The organism is Vibrio sp. NC2 (assembly GCF_025195005.1).
GTDB classification, from domain to species: Bacteria; Pseudomonadota; Gammaproteobacteria; order Enterobacterales; family Vibrionaceae; genus Vibrio; species Vibrio splendidus.
Genome location: NZ_JANVFC010000021.1, coordinates 1 through 19,592 on the forward strand (window position 1 = coordinate 1; position 19,592 = coordinate 19,592).

General features: G+C 45.2%; 14 protein-coding genes and 2 pseudogenes. 9 read left to right on the top strand and 7 right to left on the bottom strand.

Annotated elements, in window-relative coordinates:
- Positions 1 to 261: 261 nt before the first annotated feature.
- The 3 genes from NX845_RS19620 to NX845_RS19630 form a co-directional block, all read right to left on the bottom strand.
- Positions 262 to 711: a hypothetical protein gene (locus NX845_RS19620; RefSeq protein ID WP_017083731.1), complete on the bottom strand. Its 450-nt coding sequence runs from the start codon at positions 709 to 711 to the stop codon at positions 262 to 264.
- A gap of 160 nt (positions 712 to 871) precedes the next feature.
- A complete protein-coding gene (locus tag NX845_RS19625; RefSeq protein WP_017083732.1) occupies positions 872 to 1,411 on the bottom strand; it encodes a hypothetical protein in 540 nt (179 codons plus the stop codon).
- 45 nt (positions 1,412 to 1,456) lie between these two features.
- Positions 1,457 to 2,272: a GIY-YIG nuclease family protein gene (locus NX845_RS19630; protein WP_017083733.1), complete on the bottom strand. Its 816-nt coding sequence runs from the start codon at positions 2,270 to 2,272 to the stop codon at positions 1,457 to 1,459.
- A 121-nt stretch (positions 2,273 to 2,393) separates the two neighbouring features.
- On the opposite strand from NX845_RS19630, the pseudogene NX845_RS19635 reads away from it, so the two are divergent.
- A pseudogene (locus NX845_RS19635) lies at positions 2,394 to 2,498 on the top strand (IS110 family transposase); the annotation flags it as partial.
- Positions 2,492 to 2,647, top strand: a pseudogene (locus tag NX845_RS19640) (IS110 family transposase); the annotation flags it as partial. The pseudogenes NX845_RS19635 and NX845_RS19640, both read left to right, overlap by 7 nt.
- A 32-nt stretch (positions 2,648 to 2,679) precedes the next feature.
- On the opposite strand, the gene NX845_RS19645 reads toward NX845_RS19640, so the two are convergent.
- On the bottom strand, positions 2,680 to 3,033 hold the full coding sequence (locus NX845_RS19645) for a hypothetical protein (RefSeq protein WP_017082500.1): 354 nt from the start codon (positions 3,031 to 3,033) through the stop codon (positions 2,680 to 2,682).
- Between the two features lie 331 nt (positions 3,034 to 3,364).
- Positions 3,365 to 5,962: a molybdopterin oxidoreductase family protein gene (locus tag NX845_RS19650; RefSeq protein ID WP_260257085.1), complete on the bottom strand. Its 2,598-nt coding sequence runs from the start codon at positions 5,960 to 5,962 to the stop codon at positions 3,365 to 3,367.
- A 472-nt stretch (positions 5,963 to 6,434) separates the two neighbouring features.
- Between NX845_RS19650 and nirB the strand changes: the two genes are divergently transcribed.
- The 4 genes from nirB to NX845_RS19670 all read left to right on the top strand — a co-directional run bounded on the left by nirB (position 6,435) and on the right by NX845_RS19670 (position 13,051).
- Positions 6,435 to 9,017 (top strand): nitrite reductase large subunit NirB, encoded by a 2,583-nt coding sequence (gene nirB, locus NX845_RS19655; RefSeq protein WP_108189287.1) that lies wholly within the window; start codon positions 6,435 to 6,437, stop codon positions 9,015 to 9,017.
- 139 nt (positions 9,018 to 9,156) lie between these two features.
- A complete protein-coding gene (gene nirD, locus NX845_RS19660; protein ID WP_004730303.1) occupies positions 9,157 to 9,501 on the top strand; it encodes a nitrite reductase small subunit NirD in 345 nt (114 codons plus the stop codon).
- Positions 9,502 to 9,643: 142 nt separating this feature from the next.
- Entirely contained in the window at positions 9,644 to 11,113 is a 1,470-nt protein-coding gene (locus NX845_RS19665) for a NarK family nitrate/nitrite MFS transporter (protein ID WP_108162633.1), read from the top strand.
- Between the two features lie 147 nt (positions 11,114 to 11,260).
- Positions 11,261 to 13,051, top strand: coding sequence for a bifunctional protein-serine/threonine kinase/phosphatase (locus NX845_RS19670; protein WP_260257086.1), 1,791 nt, complete (start codon positions 11,261 to 11,263; stop codon positions 13,049 to 13,051).
- Positions 13,052 to 13,101: 50 nt separating this feature from the next.
- On the opposite strand, the gene cra is transcribed toward NX845_RS19670, so the two are convergent.
- A complete protein-coding gene (cra, locus tag NX845_RS19675; protein ID WP_108189289.1) occupies positions 13,102 to 14,106 on the bottom strand; it encodes a catabolite repressor/activator in 1,005 nt (334 codons plus the stop codon).
- Positions 14,107 to 14,491: 385 nt separating this feature from the next.
- Here cra and fruB point away from each other — a divergent pair, with 385 nt between their 5' ends.
- From fruB to fruA, 3 genes are read left to right on the top strand one after another with little or no spacing between them, the layout of a single operon-like run.
- Complete coding sequence (fruB, locus tag NX845_RS19680) at positions 14,492 to 15,625, top strand: fused PTS fructose transporter subunit IIA/HPr protein (protein WP_108189290.1); 1,134 nt, start codon at positions 14,492 to 14,494, stop codon at positions 15,623 to 15,625.
- A gap of 9 nt (positions 15,626 to 15,634) precedes the next feature.
- A complete protein-coding gene (gene pfkB / locus NX845_RS19685) occupies positions 15,635 to 16,612 on the top strand; it encodes a 1-phosphofructokinase (protein WP_004730293.1) in 978 nt (325 codons plus the stop codon).
- Between the two features lie 15 nt (positions 16,613 to 16,627).
- Complete coding sequence (gene fruA / locus NX845_RS19690; protein WP_260257087.1) at positions 16,628 to 18,388, top strand: PTS fructose transporter subunit IIBC; 1,761 nt, start codon at positions 16,628 to 16,630, stop codon at positions 18,386 to 18,388.
- A gap of 153 nt (positions 18,389 to 18,541) precedes the next feature.
- Here the strand turns inward: fruA and NX845_RS19695 are convergent, their stop codons facing one another.
- Positions 18,542 to 19,471 carry a helix-turn-helix transcriptional regulator gene (locus NX845_RS19695; protein WP_029405952.1) on the bottom strand — a complete coding sequence of 310 codons (930 nt, stop codon included), beginning with the start codon at positions 19,469 to 19,471 and terminating at the stop codon, positions 18,542 to 18,544.
- Positions 19,472 to 19,592: the final 121 nt, after the last annotated feature.

Genomic DNA, 19,592 nt, shown 5'->3' on the forward strand with positions numbered 1-19,592 from the left:
GAGCGGCAGTCCAAAACCCATCAACATAAGTTTAGCGGATGTTTGACAACCGGGGGAATCCATGTAGCCGCGTTAAGTGGTGAGCAACGCAGACCACCCTACCTAAACCATTGTGCCGTAAACACTAAAGCTGAATCAAACCGAAAATGCCAAGCGTTGGGAATCCGTCTTAAACGCCTTATATGGACTTCCTTAAACACTTCAATGTTCAGATTAGATTGTGTAGGTGGGGAGTCCAATTATCTTGTTATACGAAACTTGCTACATGTTTAAATATTTCTCTAATTTACTGCTTAGAGATTTGACTGCTTCAATTGACCAGTTAACTACCTCTAGAGATTCTTGTGCCGCTTTTCTGAATATTTCAGGGCTGGACTCTAGTTCTTTATGATGGCCTTTAAAAGCTTTTACCTTAAATGACTTTTCGTGGAGTTCATTGAGCAGTTCGTAAATTGATGCATCTTCTGAGAACAAGAATTTGGCAGCTTCCTTTTTCTCTATGAAGCCCTTGTGAGTTTCTGAGGTAACACCATCGCCTATTAGTTCTTGGTAAAACTTTAACGTAGTCGTATATACCTCAAATCTCTTATTGTAGAGATCTAGTTTGAGTTTCTGACGGTTCGTTACTAACTGTTGATATGCAATATAAGCTAGAAACAGCGCCATTAAGAATGCAAATATGTAGTCTTTTAAAATTCCCAAAATATCCAATTGTCAACTCTCAACTAAGTAAATGATGATTTCGTACAGCGCCTATTAAGGGGTGAACAACGGGATCACCCAACCCAAAGCAACGCACCTTAAAGCACAAAACTACTTGTAACCAAAACTGCCAAGCGTTAGAAGTCCATTAAAGCAATTTGTTAGGTTACTATAGCAGGGTGAATGAGAAACTAGTGTTCGGGATTTTTTTTGTTTGTATTAAATGTTTAGGCAACTCAACACCAACTAACTTTGATTGTTTATCAATAATCTGTGTAATATTTTCATCTTCGACCGTTGGATAAATGCCTAAACACCACATACTACGCAAGTCATCCTCTGACTTTTTTAGCTTCCAAATTTTCTGAATGTCATTCATCATTCCCTTAACACAAGAGGATGCATTTTGGTTTTGCTTAACCTCTAGAGCGATATAGGAGCTTCGAGAGCTGCGCTTTTTCCGTATAAGAAAATCTATATGCATTCTTGTTTGACTTCCGCGCATGCGTTTATCGATCGAATAGCCAAACTCACGTATTATTTCAGATACTGCATCATGCTGCTGTAGAAAACTCGCAAACTCTATCTGAAACCATATCTCCCAACCCGTAAACTCGTACTCATTGATCAGTTTGAATTTTTTCTGAACTTCATCTTGTACGAAAAACTTTTCTGCTAAATCAAGGACAAATTCAAAATCGCCTTTCATTTGTATAACTCCATTAGTTCCGTTTAAGCAACTTGTTAAATGCTGTTAATTTGAATTGTATCCATACTCTCTAGAACACAATACATTTTTCCAGTAAGTCTCGCGTTCTGTTATTGATTCAGAATGAGTATGTGTATCTGCGATTTCTAGAATGGAATATTGAAAGTTAGAAGAATAATCATCCCCTTCTTTTTTCAAAACCATCCTTAACTCCTTATTTCCGCCATGTCCATTAAATGAGTAATCACACCAACGTTGCCAAATTCCACTGTAACCAGTGGCACTGCCTACATACAACTTGCCAGTAGCAGTATCTGTAATTAGATATATACCTGAAACAGCAGATAATGCAGAACGCCAAGAATCCAAATTTTGATTAATAATCAGATCCAATTTAGCTTTGGATAAAGAGGTATTGCTATAGCCCTTAAATTCCTCAACAACCATCCTTTTAGGAAGAATTTCGGAAACAAACATATTTTCAGACCAATTTTCAGCTAGTAAATACGAAGCTCGACCTGAACGCTTGAATGAAACAATCAGCCTACCTGCCAGTTCATTCAATGAGTCTATTTCACTTGTTTGATATTTAAAGCGATTATGTTCTTCGAAGTATTTACTCTCGATGGAGTTATAACTGCCAACAAACAACCAGCGATCAGTGCCTGCCAATTGGATGAGAGAAACAATATAGTTTCTCTCAAAATTTCTTTTTGATTGCCACGACTGCCAATCTTCAAACTCTCCCGAAAGATACACATCTAATGGGTTATCTTCCCCGTTCCATACAGCAAGATGAACCTTTGAGGACTCAGGCAACACATCGTTATTTTTTAAAGACAACAGTTCGAAAAGTTTCATTTACTATCCTAAATTAGGTCTAAGTCTACCAGTGTTACAACTTACACTTAACGAATGACACGGATTCCCCCTACCGAGGATCTGCCACAGTTATGTGGTACTTAAATGCATCGTAGGCACCGTGTCTGATTCTTCTTATTTCTGCAGTATCGGCCTAGCTAAAAACTACTTCAGTCTTCATGCCGTAGACCAAAATGTTAAGGTAATACTCCATAAGTCAGTAACCCCGTATTCAAAGCAACTTATACTCGGCTTTTAGCTGCTGGAAAGCCTAAAAAGGTCGCAATAATCGCGTGTGTTCGAAAGATGGTTGTGACTCTTAACTCTATGCTGAGAGATTGCGCCATGTGGGATGAAAACACTGCCAAAAATTAATCATTGACGCCATAGTCGTTTGTTATGTGATTTTACGGATTATAAACCTGCTGTGATTGCCAATCTAAAATGGACAACCCCATTTTTAATGCAAGTTGTCCTACAACAGGAAGCGCTTCTTCCGCTTTTGAGTAAGAAAAACCAATAACAGGAGCTTTGACAGTAAAGTTATTGATTAATGGACCGTCACACCAAACCCCATTATCGACATCTTCATCAGATAGACTGCATAAGCACGGAAACAGTTTAATGACTTCATCATGAAATTGTTGGTAGATAACTTCAATTTCTTCGACATCAATTTCAGTCAAAGGATTTACAAGCGCGACTGCTTCATCAAAGTTTTCAGGTAGTTTAAAGTCAACTATTGCAATGGTGTAACTCATCGATTCTCCATAATCACATAACAGCTATATTAGACAGAATAATTCTGCATTTTGTCCCTGAAACAATTCTGTCTAGTTTCCAAGACACACTACACTTAGTCTAATAACTCATTTAATAACATAATCTTACCTACTTATCTTCGTATCAAACATGACGAAAAGCAGAAATTTTCCATATAGTTTCGGCAAAATGCAGAAAACTCCCCAATATGTGAGTGAACCGCAATTCAGACTATGAGTTGTCATAACTTAAGAGTCGTGTTCTCAAACAAAAACGCCGACGTGATTGTCGGCGTTTTTGTTATAGGTATGGATAAGTGAGAGGTAATAACTACTTCGCCATAGTGCTCAAAAACTCAGCTTCGAACTCTTCATCGGCTTCTCGGGTTAGGCACTCCACCAGCCATTCAATGCTTTGATGGTCAAGCTTACTGTTCACCACAAAGGCTTGCTTTACGCCAGACTGACCCAGTTTGGCAGAACCGTAGTTCTTGAATGACTTATTGCCGTGGTAATGGAGTGATTTTATTGCCTCCACGTTAGGTTCTGGCAAGGCATCAAGGGTATTAGCAAGCTGAATCACCAACTCCATTGGGTTCTTGGATGACGAGATACGATACAGAAAACCACCCTCCACTCTTTGGCGTACCCAGTAATCAAAACCACTGCAATCCATCACCTTGTCGCTGACCAGTGCGGCTTCACTGCGATAACCAGACGGCTCTACTACAACGGGTGTGTGTTTGAATTCTGGTTGGCCTGATGCCGCATCGGTATGAGGCAAAATCAAGTCGCATGGTTTGCTGTCTTTGGCGGTTGGGGCATTCCAGTGGATAGGCATGAAGACTTGTTCTCGGCGCATCTCTTTGGTTACTACTAAGCGGGCTTGGCACTCCCCTTGTGCACTGCGCACTTTCACCACCGGATTAATAGTGACGTGGTTGAAGGCATCTAACCCAAACTCGTCTAAGCCAAGCTCTGCAACGGTATCTGGATGCATAGCGACAAAGGGTTCTGGTGTGTGTTCTCCTAAACCTGCGGCCAAGCCCGTGCGGCTCATGGTGTGCCATTGGTCTCGGATTCGGCCTGTGTTCATGATAAGTGGGAATTCAAGGCTGGTATCGGCAATCGGTTTGTCGTGTTCGACTGCAATAAACTGCGCTTTGCCTGATTCAGTAAAAAACTCGCCATTGGTGAACATGCGCTGCTCGATGATCTCTGGTTGATACTCTAGCACTGGCCATTGCTGTGGAGTGAGTTCACCATAGTCTTTCTCATCCAGTTGCGTGAGTCCAATTAAGCACAAGTCACGGGCTTTGCCTGTCTCATTGCCGAGCGCTGTCATCTCGCAATACTCTTTGAAGATCTCACCTTCGTGGCGGAACTCGAACTGCTCTTTGAATCCCATTTTTTGTGCGACTTCTTTTAAGATCCACCAATCAGGTTTAGCTTCCCCTGGGCTTGGTAATATACGGCGTTGACGTGAGATGCGGCGCTCAGAGTTGGTCACAGTACCCGACTTCTCGCTCCACCCTTGCGCGGGCAGCACCACATCGGCCAAGCGAGTGGTTTCCGTATCAGCAATACAATCCGACACCACCACAAATGGGCACTTCTCTAATGCGGCTTTGATCTTTTCACTGTCAGGCAGGCTCACGACTGGGTTGGTTGCCATGATCCACACCGCCTTGATTTTGCCTTCATTCATGGCATCAAACAGGTCAATCGCTTTTAAACCCGCATGTGTGGCTAAGCTGTCGGTTTGCCAGAACTCGCTCACCGTTTGGTGTGATTGCGGATCACCAAATTCAAAGTGCGCGGCTAAGGTATTGGCTAAGCCGCCTACTTCACGCCCACCCATCGCGTTCGGTTGTCCTGTGACAGAGAATGGCCCCATTCCCGGCTTGCCGATTTTTCCGGTGGCTAAATGGCAGTTAATAATGGCATTCACCTTGTCACACCCTTGTGTCGATTGGTTCACGCCTTGGGAGTAAATGGTCAGCACCTTCTCGTTCGATGCAAACAAACTGTAGAACTGTTTTAGCTGCTGCTCTGTTAACCCTGTGAGCTCAGGAACGCTTTTGTCGCCCCAGCCTGATTCGGTATAGCCTGATTCGGTATAACGGTAGCGAGTCGCAGATCGAATTGATTCAGTAAAGCCTTGAGTGTGGTTTTCTATGTAGTCTGCATCTAGCTTGTCGTTATCGTCGAGATAGCCCAATAAGCCGTTAAACAGCGCCACGTCTGAGCCAGATTCCAATGCCAAGTGAATGTCTGCGATTTCACAGGTATCGGTATAACGCGGGTCGATGACGATGACTTTCAATGCAGGGTTGGCTTGTTTCGCGGCTCTTAGCCTTTGGAAAAGTACCGGATGACACCATGCTAGGTTGGAGCCTGTAATCACAACCAGATCGGCTTGCTCGAGATCTTCGTAACAGACAGGTACGGTGTCTGCGCCAAATGCTCGCTTATGCCCAACCACGGTTGAAGCCATACATAGCCTAGAATTACTGTCGATGTTGCCACTGCCGATGAAGCCTTTCATCAATTTATTAGCAACGTAGTAGTCTTCGGTAAGCAGCTGACCAGAAACATAGAACGCAACCGAATCGGTCCCAAATTCTTCGATGGTTTGATTGAATTTGTCTGCGACCAACTGAGTGGCACTGTTCCAGTCCAGCTCTTGTTTTTGCTCATTCTGAATATGAGCAGGCTGTGTTAGGCGTCCTAAAGGCGTGACGGTATCACCAAGCGCAATCCCTTTAGTACATAGCTTTCCATAGTTTGATGGATGATCTTTATCACCACGTACTTCTAGTTTTCCTAACGATGTCGGTCTCGCTTCTATTCCACACCCTACACCACAATAAGCACAGGTTGATTTTATCCAGCCGCTGTTTGAATCGGTCATCCGTTTCTCGCTCAATTATCCATAATTGTAATTACTCAAACCAAGCAAATAGCACGCCACTTAATACCAGTCGACCAAATTGAAATATTTCCACTTAAAAACAACAACTTAATTAAATATAAAATATCAACGCTGAACAAAATCGAACTTAACCAAGATAGAAACTTAATTTTTGCACCATCTTGCGGAAAGTTGCACCACAAACGCTCATTTATATAAATCTAACAAAAAATTTACATACCACTTTAGGGGTAATTGCGTGCTACCTCTACTTTTTAAGCCACTGAAAGTTATAAGTTAATTTTTATTTAAATGAACAAACCGTAATCTGGCACCCTCCTTGCTCCACTAAAAACCAAGACTTAGAAAAAACATTTTTGTTTTTCTTGATGATTATGAATTGAGTGGAATCTCAACCCGGTATTCATCTGCTAACGACTAGAAATTAGATGCTAGTGATGGTGACGCCGAGAATAAGGAATGGATTATGAGCAAGAAGAAAATCGTCGTTGTTGGTAACGGCATGGTTGGACACAAATTTATCGACAACATCCTGCAATCAGACAGTGATGAGTTTGATGTTATTACTTTTAGTGAAGAGCCAAGGTTGGCCTACGACCGTGTTCAGTTGACCGCTTACTTCAAGCGCGGAAATGCTGATGATTTAGCATTAACCAGCGAAGAGTATTACCAAAGTAATGGCGTCAATTACCTTCTCAACGCGAGAGTCGCTCAACTGGATACTGAAAATAAGTGCGTTGTGACTGAATCGGGACATACCGAGAGTTATGACACCTTGATTCTGGCGACCGGTTCATTCCCTTTTGTTCCCCCAATTCCCGGTAACGACCAAGAACACTGCCACGTTTATCGCACCATCGAAGATCTAGACGCCATTGAACTATCTAGCAAAGGCAGCAAATCTGGCGTCGTTATTGGTGGTGGTCTGCTTGGCTTAGAAGCGGCAAACGCAGTCAAAAACCTTGGCTTGGAAACACATGTTGTTGAATTTGCACCTCGCCTGATGGCCGTGCAGTTAGATGACGGTGGCGGTGCTCTACTGCGCAGAAAAATTGAAGACCTTGGCGTGCAAGTTCATACCGAGAAGGCAACCTCTGAGATAGTCGCGGGTGAGAACGCTCGCTACAGAATGAACTTTGCAGACGGCACCTACCTTGAAACCGATATGATCGTGTTCTCTGCAGGTATTCGCCCTCAAGATGCCCTAGCTCGCAGCTCTGATATCGCCATTGGTGAACGTGGCGGCATCGTGATTAATGATCACTGCCAAACTAACATCGACAACGTGTATGCGATTGGAGAGTGTGCGCTTTGGGACAACAAGATCTTCGGCTTAGTCGCCCCTGGTTACTCCATGGCGAAAGTCGCGGCTTCGCATATCTTATCGGACGGAACAAGCGACGCTTCGTTTACTGGCGCTGACATGAGTACCAAACTCAAACTGCTTGGCGTCGATGTGGCCAGTATTGGTGAAGTACATGGCAAGACAGAAGGCGCTCAGTCGTATACCTATAACGATGAAATTGAAAAAGTTTATAAGCGCCTGATCATCTCGGCAGACGGCACAAAGATTGTCGGTGCAGTATTGGTCGGTGATGCAGAGGCTTACGGTTCGCTACTGCAAATAAAGCAAAATGACATGCCTCTTCCTGAAAACCCATCAGTACTGATTCTACCTAATGTCGCGGATGATTCAGGTTCGGCAATGGGTGTTGAAGCTCTGCCCGATAGCGCAGTGATTTGTTCGTGTTTTGATGTAACCAAAGGCGACATTAAAGACGCGGTTTCAGCGGGTTGCACCACGATGGCCGCATTGAAAGAAACCACGAACGCTTCAACAGGTTGTGGCGGTTGTTCTGCCCTTGCTAAACAGGTTCTCGATAGCGAGCTAAGTAACCTAGGTGTGGAAGTCTCTAACGATATCTGTGAGCACTTTGCGTATTCTCGCCAAGAGCTTACCGACATTATTCGCGTCAACAAAATTAAGACCTTCGATGAGCTATTGGATTCTCATGGAAACGGATTGGGCTGTACCGTGTGTAAGCCAGCAGTCGGTTCTATTTTGGCTTCGTACTGGAACGATTACATCCTTGAAGATCAACACATAGAACTGCAAGACACCAACGACATCTACCTCGGTAACATGCAAAAAGACGGCACCTACTCTGTGGTTCCGCGTATTGCTGGCGGTGAAATCACACCCGATAGACTAATCGTGCTTGGCGAAGTCGCTAAAGAATTCGACCTTTACACCAAGATCACTGGTGGTCAGCGTGTCGACTTGTTTGGCGCTCAACTTAACGAACTGCCAATCATCTGGAAAAAGTTGATTGATGCGGGTTTTGAAACGGGCCATGCCTACGGTAAGTCAGTTCGTACCGTGAAATCGTGTGTGGGTAGCACTTGGTGTCGATACGGCGTCGACGACAGTGTTGGCTTAGCGATTCGACTAGAAAACCGCTACAAAGGCTTACGCTCACCACACAAGATCAAGTTTGCGGTTTCTGGCTGTACTCGTGAATGTGCAGAAGCCCAATCAAAAGACTTTGGCATTATCGCCACCGACAAAGGTTGGAACCTCTACATCTGTGGTAACGGCGGAATGCGCCCTCGCCATGGTGACCTTTTCGCGACCGACCTTGATGAAACCACCCTGCTGCAATACATCGACCGCATTCTGATGTTCTATACACGTACCGCGGATCGCCTACAGCGTACATCGGTATGGATGGAAAACCTTGAAGGCGGCATTGAATACCTCAAGCAAGTCGTGATTGAAGACAAGCTCAACGTTGCTGAAGAACTTGAAGCCGATATCGCCCTTAACATCGAAAAATACCAATGTGAGTGGAAAACCACCATCGAAAACCCTGAAAAAATGAAGCGTTTCCAGCACTACATCAACAGCGAAGAAATGGACACTAGCCTGTCATTCATCAAAGAACGAGAGCAGCGTTTTCCTAAGCCGAGCTTGAGCTCTTCTTCAGATTCACAACGAGATGAAATGCTAACCAAGGCTGACCAAATCGAAGTCACGGAAGTTTCGTAAGCCGAATTGACGGTCAGTGAATCAGTAACAACTAAACCCAATATCGATAGTCGACAGTGGCTCAGCCCAAGAAAATTGCTGTCGGCTATCACCCTAATTAAATTGATTATTAGTTTTATGTTTTGACTAGGAGAAAGTCATGGAAAATTGGACAACCGTATGCAACACCCGGGACCTAACCCCAAACGGTGGTATTTGCGCCAAAGTAGACGATAACCAAGTGGCTATTTTTTACTGCAAGCGAAGTGACACGCTTTATGGGCTCTCTAATTACGATCCTGTTGGTAAGGCGAATGTGATGTCACGTGGTATCATTGGTTCATTAAGCGGTGAGCCTTACGTAGCCTCACCCTTATACAAGCAGCATTACCACTTAGAAACTGGCGCGTGCCTTGAACAACCCGATCTCAAGCTCGTGAAATTTGAAGTTCGCAAGCAAGGAGAACAAGTTCAGGTTCTCGCACCGCTTGCTATCGCCAGTTAACTAATCGCCGACACCATCATGTAAACGCTTTATCAGCGTGAGCAATTTCGGCACAGGGTTTAGCCACATGAATGCGTTCGAATTTCGGAAGTAACGCACGAGCTAAAGCCGGGTAATTTTCCAGATTTAAAGGATTTAAACCATGGATAACACAAAATTTTCGCTGCTTTCATTTACGGGTAAGATGAAAACCTTACACCTAAGTTGGATGGCCTTTTTTATCACCTTTGTCGTGTGGTTCAACTTTGCCCCACTACTGCAAATGGTGAAAACCTCGCTTGGCCTTTCAACTGAGGAAATCAAAACACTGCTTATTCTCAACGTTGCATTGACCATTCCGGCACGTGTCGCGATTGGTATGTTAACCGACAGATACGGCCCAAGATTGGTCTATTCTTCGCTACTCGCGGTCTGTTCAATCCCTTGTTTTATGTTTGCTATGGCAGACTCTTTCATTCAAGCGGCGATTGCTCGTTTCCTATTAGGCTTCATTGGTGCTGGCTTCGTCGTTGGTATTCGCCTTGTGTCTGAGTGGTTCCCACACAATGAACTGGGTACGGCTGAAGGTATTTACGGTGGCTGGGGTAACTTCGGTTCAGCAGCGGCAGCATTCACGCTTCCAACTCTGGCTTTAGCATTTGGTGGTGAAGACGGCTGGCGTTATGCGGTCGGTATTACTGGCGTAATGAGCTTAGCGTTCTCGTTTGTGTTCTACAAAAACGTAACGGATACACCAAAAGGTTCTACTTACTTCAAACCGGCTCAAGTAACAGCAATGGAAGTGACATCAAAGGGTGACTTTTTCTTCCTACTTATTATGAAGATCCCAATGTATGCCGCTTTAGCGCTACTGACATGGAAGCTATCACCAACCAACATCAACATGCTATCTGACATGGCGGTTTACTCCGTATATGCAGGTTTGGCTGCGCTTTACGTGTACGAAGTGTCGCAAGTTTGGAAAGTAAACAAGAACGTATTTAAAGAAGAAGTACCAGAGATTCACCAATACAAATTCAAACAAGTTGCGGTACTTAACGTATTGTACTTCGCGACATTTGGTTCTGAACTGGCTGTTGTTTCTATGCTGCCACTGTTCTTCTCTGATACCTTTGAATTAACACCGGTTCTTGCAGGTATGGTTGCATCGGCTTATGCCTTTATGAACCTAATGTCTCGCCCAGGTGGTGGTTGGATTTCAGACAAATTCGGTCGTAAACCAACACTGCTTATTCTAACGATTGGTCTTGCTGTGGGTTACTTCGCAATGGGTCAAGTCGACAGCACATGGCCTGTATGGCTAGCGGTTGTCGCAGCGATGGCGTGTTCTTTCTTCGTGCAAGCGGGTGAAGGTGCAGTATTCGCAACAGTTCCTCTAATCAAGCGTCGTATGACAGGTCAGATTGCTGGTATGACAGGTGCTTACGGTAACGTGGGTGCGGTAGTTTACCTAACTGTGTTGTCATTCGTGAGCTACCAAACGTTCTTCTTAGTGATTGCTGCAACAGCGGTACTTGGCTTTGTAACTCTTCTGTTCATGGAAGAGCCTAACGGTCAAATTGCTGAAGTGAATGACGACGGTAGCGTGACCTTGATTAACGTATCGAGCTAACCACTCATTGAATCGGGAGTAGTACCGAGGTGTGTTTCACCACTTTGGTACTGCGTTCAAAGGCTCTAGGTTCACTAGGGCTTTTGTTCTTCCTCAGATGTGCTCTCAAGCAAATGAGAAGACAGCCAGTTAAGAAGAAGACCAGTTATGACAATTTCATTCAGCCAAGGGCAAGTCGTCACGCCGGAATCAAACAACCAGCTCACACTCAAGTTTGGTGGTTATTCGAATAAAGGCATACGTGATGAAAACCAAGACGCCATCATTGTAAAACACCCGAAGACTCGTTCTGAGCAAGAGTTGAAAGGCAGTGTCGCCTGCATAGCAGACGGCGCGAGTTGCAGTGAACACGGCCAGAAAGCCAGTCACACCAGCGTGATGCAGTTTATCGACGACTATTACGCCACGCCAAATAGCTGGAGCATTCAGCGTTCAGCGCAAAAAGTCCTAACCTCGCTCAACTCTTGGCTCTTCAACACGTCTGTTTCTAACATTCACCCCGCTCAACAAGTGAACCACAACGCCCTAGTTTCTACATTCAGCAGTGTGATATTGAAATCCAACACAGCGCATATATTCCATGTCGGTGACAGTCGAGTTTACTTATTAAGAGATGGAGAATTACGCCAACTGACCCGCAACCATACACGTAAAACTATGGGACAGAAGCATTACCTAACACGCGCCTTAGGCATGGATAACCAACTCAACGTTGACTATCAAACCCTGCCTATCAAGAAAAACGACTGCTTTATCCTCACTTCGGATGGTGTGCATGAATTTGTCTCGCCCAACACCTTCAATGAACACATCGATAAGCCAGGAGCGGATTTCGAATACGCAGCACAAACCATCTGTAACACTGCTTTAAGCCACAATAGCTCAGACAACGTGAGCTGTTTGATTGTGCAAGTCAGCCATCTACCTAAACCTTCGCTCATTGAGTTCCATGAAAAGCTGGCTAAACGTGCCATCCCACCCGCGTTAAAGCTCGGGCAAAGTATCGACAACTTTATGGTGCTTGAGGTGTTGTATGCAGGCTCTAGAAGCCATGTGTATCGTGTGATGCAGAAAGAGACACAAACCGAGTTCGTGCTGAAAGTCCCTTCCGTCCAATATCACGATAGCCCTTCGCAACTGAGAGCTTTCTTTAATGAACAATGGGCGGGGATCTTGCTAAACAATAAGAAAGTAATGAAGGTCTACCCTACGCCAGAGAACTCGCAATTCTTATATCAAATCTGCGAATGGGTAGAAGGCATCACGCTAAGACAATGGATGTACGACAATCCAAAACCGTCACTCAATGAAGTACGCGACATACTAGAAAAAATCACACAAGGTATTCGAGTATTACAACGCGCAGACATGGTGCACCGAGACTTAAAGCCCGAGAACATTATGCTTCAACATGATGGTGAGATAAAAATCATCGACCTTGGCGCTGTATTAGTCAGAGGACTTGAAGAGGGAGAGCTCGCAGACAAAGACGACACTCCATTAGGTGCGGTCAATTACATTGCACCCGAGACCATCAAACATAACAGCGCGACCACCAGCTCTGATCTGTTCTCTATCGCTGTGATTGGCTATGAGATGCTAACCGGTGAATTGCCCTACTCTGAAATGACCGCGCAATCGCTTAAGCAATCTCGCCACCATCAATGGGAATACCAACCCATCACTCAGAAACGAGCGGACTTACCAAGCTGGGTGGATTTGGTGTTACAAAAAGCCTGCGCGGAGTCGCCAAGCGAACGTCATCAAGTGTTGGGGGATTTTGTGGCAGACCTTTACACACCAAACCAAAGCTTGGTCAAAAGCAAAGCCAAGCAACCTTTGATAAACCGAAACCCGATCCAGTTTTGGAAAGTGTTGGCTTTGTTGCTCGGCATTGTTGCCATTGTAGAGTTGGGCTTATTGCTTAGCTCGAGTTAATTCCAAGCTCGAGCTAAACGCGAGGCTTCTAGCTAACAGTAAAACTCGAGCTAGCCTCGTTTCACTAAGCTTCTTGGCACGAGTTCAATACCCGCTTGATAACGTTTAGCGGAAGCATTTAACGCCAAGGCAAAAGCACTATCGGCAATCACTTCAAATTGTTGCGGCAGTGAATGGACTTTAAAGGGTAAGAAGTCCAATAAACGGTTATCACCAAAGGTTGCCAGTTTTACTTGATTGATCAGCTCTGGCTTTTCGACCATCACATCCAACACACCCTCTAATAAGGTGTAAGACATAGTCACAATCGCATCAGGAACTGTGCCTTTAGCTATCCAGTCTTCAAAAACCTCGCGCCCTGATTCTCTATCAAAGTGCTCACCATAACCGACAACCATCGGCTTGTTGTCTGTGAGCCCTGTTTGTTGAGTATGCGCTTTGTTCGCCGCTTCAAAACCTAGCTGACGTTCACGCGAAATGTTCAGATCAGGCAGTGCACCAATCAAACCAACACTGTGAATACTGTCATCGAGAATCGAATTAGTCAGTTCAAACGCGGCTTCGAAATCTTCACTGATCACGCAAGCAAAATGCTCATCGTCTAACGGACGGTCAATCGCAATTACAGGTGTACCTGAATTTTGCAGTTTCAAGTAAAACTCGTTGGCGTCTGGCATTGAGCTCGCAACAAGCAAGGCATCGATACGACGACTGACCAAAGCTTCAGCGACCTTTCGCTCGGTTTCAGCGTCATCATCAGAGCAACCAATCAAAATCTGATAGCCCACTTTACGGGAGTTCTGCTCTATCAGTTTTGCTAAACGCGCGTAACTGCTGTTTTCCAGATCAGGAATAATCAAACCAAATGAACGGCTATTACCAGCACGCAGCGACGAAGCAGCATGGTCTGGTCGGTAGTTATACTCTTCCACAACCGCCATGACTTTTTGCTGAGTCTTTTCACTGATTCTGTATTTCTGCGCCTTGCCGTTGATGACATAACTGGCCGTGGTTTTCGATACTCCAGCCAATTTAGCAATTTCATCAAGTGTCATATGGGTGACCTGTATTTTGTGCGTAGGATCATATAACCAATGATCTGATCCTCGGATTAGTTGAATTATATGCTGAATCGATTCAGTATAAAAGCTGAAAGGATTCAGCAAAATCTGAAAAGTGACTTCAATCATCCTTTTGTATGGATTGAGCGTCATTTGTTGTGATTCAACTTTTCGTTATTAACGAAACTGAACTTACGACACGCAGCAAAACTATTTTGAAAACCAAAATCGGCTTTGCTGAATTTTTTTACACTGAATGCTGAACCGATTCAGCTAAAGTAAAACAAAGAGCAAAGCAACGAGTAAAGTCCACTAATTCTTGCTCTAGACTGAATCGTAGCGATACACAAATTCTCAAGCTATACGCTAAAGAGGCACCATGCTTAAATTATCAAAATCTGACATCACTCTTGGTCAAACGGCCGATGACAAATTCAAAGCTATCCAGAACATTGCTGGCGACCTAACCGCGAAAGGCTTAGTGGATTCTGGCTACGTTGAAGGAATGCTGAACCGTGAAAACCAGAACTCTACGTTCCTAGGTAACGGCATCGCGATTCCTCACGGCACAACGGACACGCGTGGCCTAGTAAAAGAGACAGGCGTTGCGGTACACCACTTCCCTGAAGGCATTGATTGGGCAGACGGCAACCGTGTTTACGTAGCAATTGGTATTGCGGCTAAATCTGACGAGCATTTAGGCATTCTTAAGCAGCTAACGAAAGTGCTAGCGGCTGACGGCGTTGAAGAGAAATTAAAGCAAGCGAAATCAGAAGACGAAATCATCGCCCTACTTAATGGCGAAGTTCAACTAGAAGCCGACCTAGACGCTTCTTTAGTTCAACTGCTGTTCCCTGCAAGCGACATGATTCAAATGTCTGCAGTTGCGGGCGGCCTTCTTAAGAACACTGGTTGCACAGACAACACATTCGTTGCCGACCTAGTGACAAAAACACCGACTCACCTAGGCCAAGGCCTGTGGTTGTTGGGCAGCGATAAAGGCGTAACTCGCACTGGCGTATCTTTCGTTTCAACGGCAAACCATTGTGAGTACGAAGGCACACCAGTGAAAGCATTGGTCGCATTCGCCGCTTGTAACAGCGCACACCAATCTATTCTGGCAAACCTAAGCAAGATGGTTTTCGAAGGTAAACAGCAACAACTGTTAACCGCTGACATTGCACAAGTGATTGGCCTTCTGAAAGGTGAAGCGGTTTCTACAGCGTCTCAAGACGATGACAACTGCGCAGTATTCAAAATCAAAAACGCACACGGCTTACACGCTCGTCCAGGTGCAATGCTAGTCGCTGAAGCGAAGAAATTCGAATCAACGATCCGCGTTTCAAACCTAGATGGCGACGGAAAAGAAGTGAACGCGAAGAGCTTGATGAAAGTAATCGCACTTGGCGTTAAACACGGCCACCAGCTTCAGTTTGTTGCTGAAGGTGAAGATGCAGCACAAGCACTTGAATCGATTGGTAAAGCTATCGCTTCAGGCCTTGGCGAAGGTTAAGGAATAGATATGTCTGATAAACAAATCAAAGCCGTTACCGTTACGCTAAACCCTGCTCTCGACCTAACTGGCGCTATCGACGCACTTAACGTGGGTTCAGTGAGCCTAGTGAACAAAGGCTCTCTACATGCGGCAGGCAAAGGCGTAAACGTAGCAAAAGTACTTTCAGAGCTTGGCGCGAAAGTGACCGTAACAGGTTTCCTTGGTCGCAATAACGAAGAAGCCTTCTGCCAACTGTTCGAACAGATGGGCGCAACTGACCGCTTTATCCGTGTAGATGGCGCGACTCGTATCAACGTGAAGTTGGTAGAGAACTCAGGCCAAGTAAGCGACATCAACTTCCCAGGTGTTCCTGTTAATGCTGACGCGATTAAAGCGTTTGAAGAAACCTTGTTAGAACTGGCTGAAACACACGATTACTTCGTGATTGCAGGCAGCTTGCCACAAGGTGTATCGCCAGAGCTTTGCGCTTCTTGGGTACAACGCTTGCGTGACCTAGGTAAAAAGGTGCTATTCGACAGCAGCCGTGACGCACTTAAAGCCGGTATCAATGCACAACCTTGGTTAATTAAGCCAAACGATGAAGAGCTGTCTCAGCTGTTCAATGCAGAACTGACCACACGTGACCAATGCCAACACGCAGGCCAAGTTCTGAGTGAAAAAGGCATCGATAACATCGTGGTATCACTTGGCGCAGAAGGCGTGATGTGGCTAAACCAAGGTGAATGGCTACATGCACAGCCACCACGTATGCAAGTGGTAAGCACAGTAGGCGCAGGTGACACCTTAGTAGCAGGCCTGTGTTGGGGTCACATGCAGCAGATGCCAAAACCAGAACTTATTAAATTCGCAACCGCCCTATCTGCTCTAGCAGTTTCACAGGTAGGCGTGGGCATCACCAGCCAACAAGAGCTGGATTCAGTACTACAAAATATCCAATTACAGTCGCTTAGTGCTCCAACTAGCCAGTTAGACACAAGCAAATAGGACAAAAGGTTTATTATGAATATTACCATTATCACAGCTTGCCCTAGTGGCGTAGCAAACAGCATCATCGCCGCAGGCTTGTTAGAGCAAGCGACAAAAGCACTGGGTTGGAACGCCGCTATTGAATGTCAATCAAGCGTGCTACCAGACTCAACCGTATCGCAAGACACTATCGACAGCAGCGACGTTGTGGTTATCGCAGCCAACACAAACGTTGATAAAGCGCGCTTTGTTGGCAAAAAAGTGTACCAAGCGGCTATCTCTGAATGCACTGCTGATGCAAAAGCATTTCTAGAGAAAGCGGTAGCAGAAGCAACGGTATTAGACGCTTCTCAAGTTGAGACTACAGTTGAAATTACTGGTACTTCAGCAAACTCTTCTACAACAGCAAGTACAAGCAGCAAAAAGATCGTAGCGATTACCGCTTGCCCAACGGGTGTTGCACATACCTTTATGGCAGCTGAAGCGCTTGAAGCAGAAGGCAAACGCCTAGGTCACCAAATTAAAGTGGAAACTCGCGGCTCTGTAGGTACGAAAAACCAACTGACTGACCAAGAAATCGCAGACGCTGATCTTGTTATCATCGCAGCTGACATCGACGTTCCTCTGGATCGTTTTAACGGCAAAGCGCTATACAAAACAACGACAAGTCCTGCTTTGAAGAAAACAAAGCAAGAGATGGAAAAAGCATTCGCAGAAGCTAAACCATACCAACACACTGCTTCTTCAAATTCAGCGCCTACTGACGAGAAGAAAGGCGTGTACAAGCACCTAATGACAGGTGTATCGCACATGCTTCCTGTGGTTGTTGCGGGTGGTTTGATCATCGCACTCTCTTTCGTATTCGGTATCGAAGCGTTTAAAGAAGAAGGCACACTAGCAGCAGCACTGATGACTATCGGTGGTGGTTCTGCATTCGCACTGATGATCCCTGTTCTTGCTGGTTTCATTGCATTCTCTATTGCTGACCGTCCGGGTCTGGCTCCAGGTCTAATTGGCGGTATGTTGGCTAGCTCAACGGGCGCAGGTTTCCTAGGTGGTATCGCAGCGGGTTTCATTGCCGGTTACGCAGCGAAATTCATTGCCGACAAAGTTCAACTTCCACAGTCCATGGAAGCCCTCAAGCCAATCCTGATCATTCCGTTTATCGCGAGTTTGTTCACTGGTCTTGTGATGGTTTACATCGTGGGTGGCCCTGTTTCTGGCGTGATGAGCGCAATGACCACTTTCCTAAACAACATGGGAACGTCTAACGCGATTCTTCTGGGTGTTATTCTAGGCGCAATGATGTGTTTCGACCTTGGTGGCCCTGTAAACAAAGCCGCTTACACGTTCGGTGTTGGTCTACTGGCTTCGCAAACTTACGCACCAATGGCAGCAATCATGGCAGCAGGTATGGTTCCAGCTCTAGGTATGGGCCTTGCGACTTTCCTAGTGAAAGACAAGTTTGAAGCAGGCGAGCGTGAAGCGGGTAAAGCATCATTCGTTCTTGGTCTATGTTTCATCTCTGAAGGTGCAATTCCATTCGCAGCGAAAGATCCAATGCGTGTTATCCCAGCTTGTATGGCGGGTGGTGCACTAACTGGCGCTCTTTCAATGATGTTTGGTGCACAGCTAATGGCTCCACACGGCGGCTTGTTCGTACTACTAATTCCTGGTGCTATCTCTCCAGTTCTTATGTACCTAGTGGCGATTGCAGCAGGTACAGCAGTAACAGGCTTTGGTTACGCTGCGCTTAAAAAGATGAGCAGCGATAAAGTAACAGCAGAGGCTTAATCCCCCTACTCTGTTTAACGGCTAAACCCGTCGAACAGAGGCTCTTGATAACCGGTTTCTTGGTAAACGGTTCCTTGAAATAAAACAAAGGCTCCTCATTTGAGGAGCCTTTTTATTGGAATTAGCTAACAAACTGAAACGCTCGGTCTGGTGTTACTTTTCTAATGTCGCTAAAACGGGCAACTGGAATGAAAACGTCACGCCTTCGACATCATCAGTATCGATCTGACGAATCATCTCTACCAAATAACCTTGCACATCTAACTTCAAACCTTGTTGTTCAACCGCCTTAAACAGAGCTTCTAACGCTGTGCTGTACGCCACATCCGAAACCAGATAAACGTCGCTGCATAAGTAGTAGCCTTCAGGAATGGTCATATCGTAACGGTCTTTCGCGACTTGCCAATTTCCTATTTCAGCGTCGATGTCGTCCCATTTATTATTCATCTGTTTTATTGGTGTGGTGCCCATCAAGTGCGTCGACTTCTGACCATAGATTTCAAATACCGTGTCCCAATCAGGATCTTCCAGTTTAAGCTTTTGCATGCCGCGTTCTGGATACCAAACCAGCTCGATCGGCATAGATTTAACTAGCTCTTTCTCCATCGAAGACTGCACACCTGGATGTGCCAATTTCTGGATGAAGTCTGCCGTTTCCTTAGGCGTCGCGTTGTAGCCCATTTCTCGAATATGTTTTGCAGTAACACCAAGCTCCCGCTTGAGCGCCTTACCTAATGACTGTGACGATGAGTAGCCACAATACTGAGCAATTTCAATCACGCTCCACGGCTCATCGTTGATCAACAAACCCACCGCGATTTGTAACCGAACTCGGCTTAGATACTGACCCGGAGTTTCGTTAAACAACTCAGTAAACTGACGATGAAAGTGGTATGGCGAAATCGCGCTCTCTGTTGCGATTTCTTCCCACGTACGACGCTCACCCCACTCTTCATGCATCAAGGTCAATGCATGCGTAAAGCGTTTTTGAAGGTGCTCTGGCAAAGATTCAATCAATGTAATCTCAGGCACCAGTTTAAAAGCTGGTTCTAAATGCAAAGCAGGTTTGTTCTCTTGCGTCATACAGTCTTTGGTCTCAGGTACATTGGCTTTAGTCTTACTGTCAGCTAACTTCGCCGAACTGGACAGCTTTATTGAACTGGATAGCTTCATTGAACTGGAAACTTGGCTTCACTATCGTCTT

Coding starts and splice junctions, on each gene's coding strand:
- NX845_RS19695 (WP_029405952.1), bottom strand. CDS start 19,471: ATGACGCAAGAGAACAAACCTGCTTTGCATTTAGAACCAGCTTTTAAA.
- nirB (WP_108189287.1), top strand. CDS start 6,435: ATGAGCAAGAAGAAAATCGTCGTTGTTGGTAACGGCATGGTTGGACAC.
- pfkB (WP_004730293.1), top strand. CDS start 15,635: ATGTCTGATAAACAAATCAAAGCCGTTACCGTTACGCTAAACCCTGCT.
- NX845_RS19670 (WP_260257086.1), top strand. CDS start 11,261: ATGACAATTTCATTCAGCCAAGGGCAAGTCGTCACGCCGGAATCAAAC.
- nirD (WP_004730303.1), top strand. CDS start 9,157: ATGGAAAATTGGACAACCGTATGCAACACCCGGGACCTAACCCCAAAC.
- NX845_RS19645 (WP_017082500.1), bottom strand. CDS start 3,033: ATGAGTTACACCATTGCAATAGTTGACTTTAAACTACCTGAAAACTTT.
- NX845_RS19665 (WP_108162633.1), top strand. CDS start 9,644: ATGGATAACACAAAATTTTCGCTGCTTTCATTTACGGGTAAGATGAAA.
- cra (WP_108189289.1), bottom strand. CDS start 14,106: ATGACACTTGATGAAATTGCTAAATTGGCTGGAGTATCGAAAACCACG.
- NX845_RS19630 (WP_017083733.1), bottom strand. CDS start 2,272: ATGAAACTTTTCGAACTGTTGTCTTTAAAAAATAACGATGTGTTGCCT.
- fruB (WP_108189290.1), top strand. CDS start 14,492: ATGCTTAAATTATCAAAATCTGACATCACTCTTGGTCAAACGGCCGAT.
- fruA (WP_260257087.1), top strand. CDS start 16,628: ATGAATATTACCATTATCACAGCTTGCCCTAGTGGCGTAGCAAACAGC.
- NX845_RS19625 (WP_017083732.1), bottom strand. CDS start 1,411: ATGAAAGGCGATTTTGAATTTGTCCTTGATTTAGCAGAAAAGTTTTTC.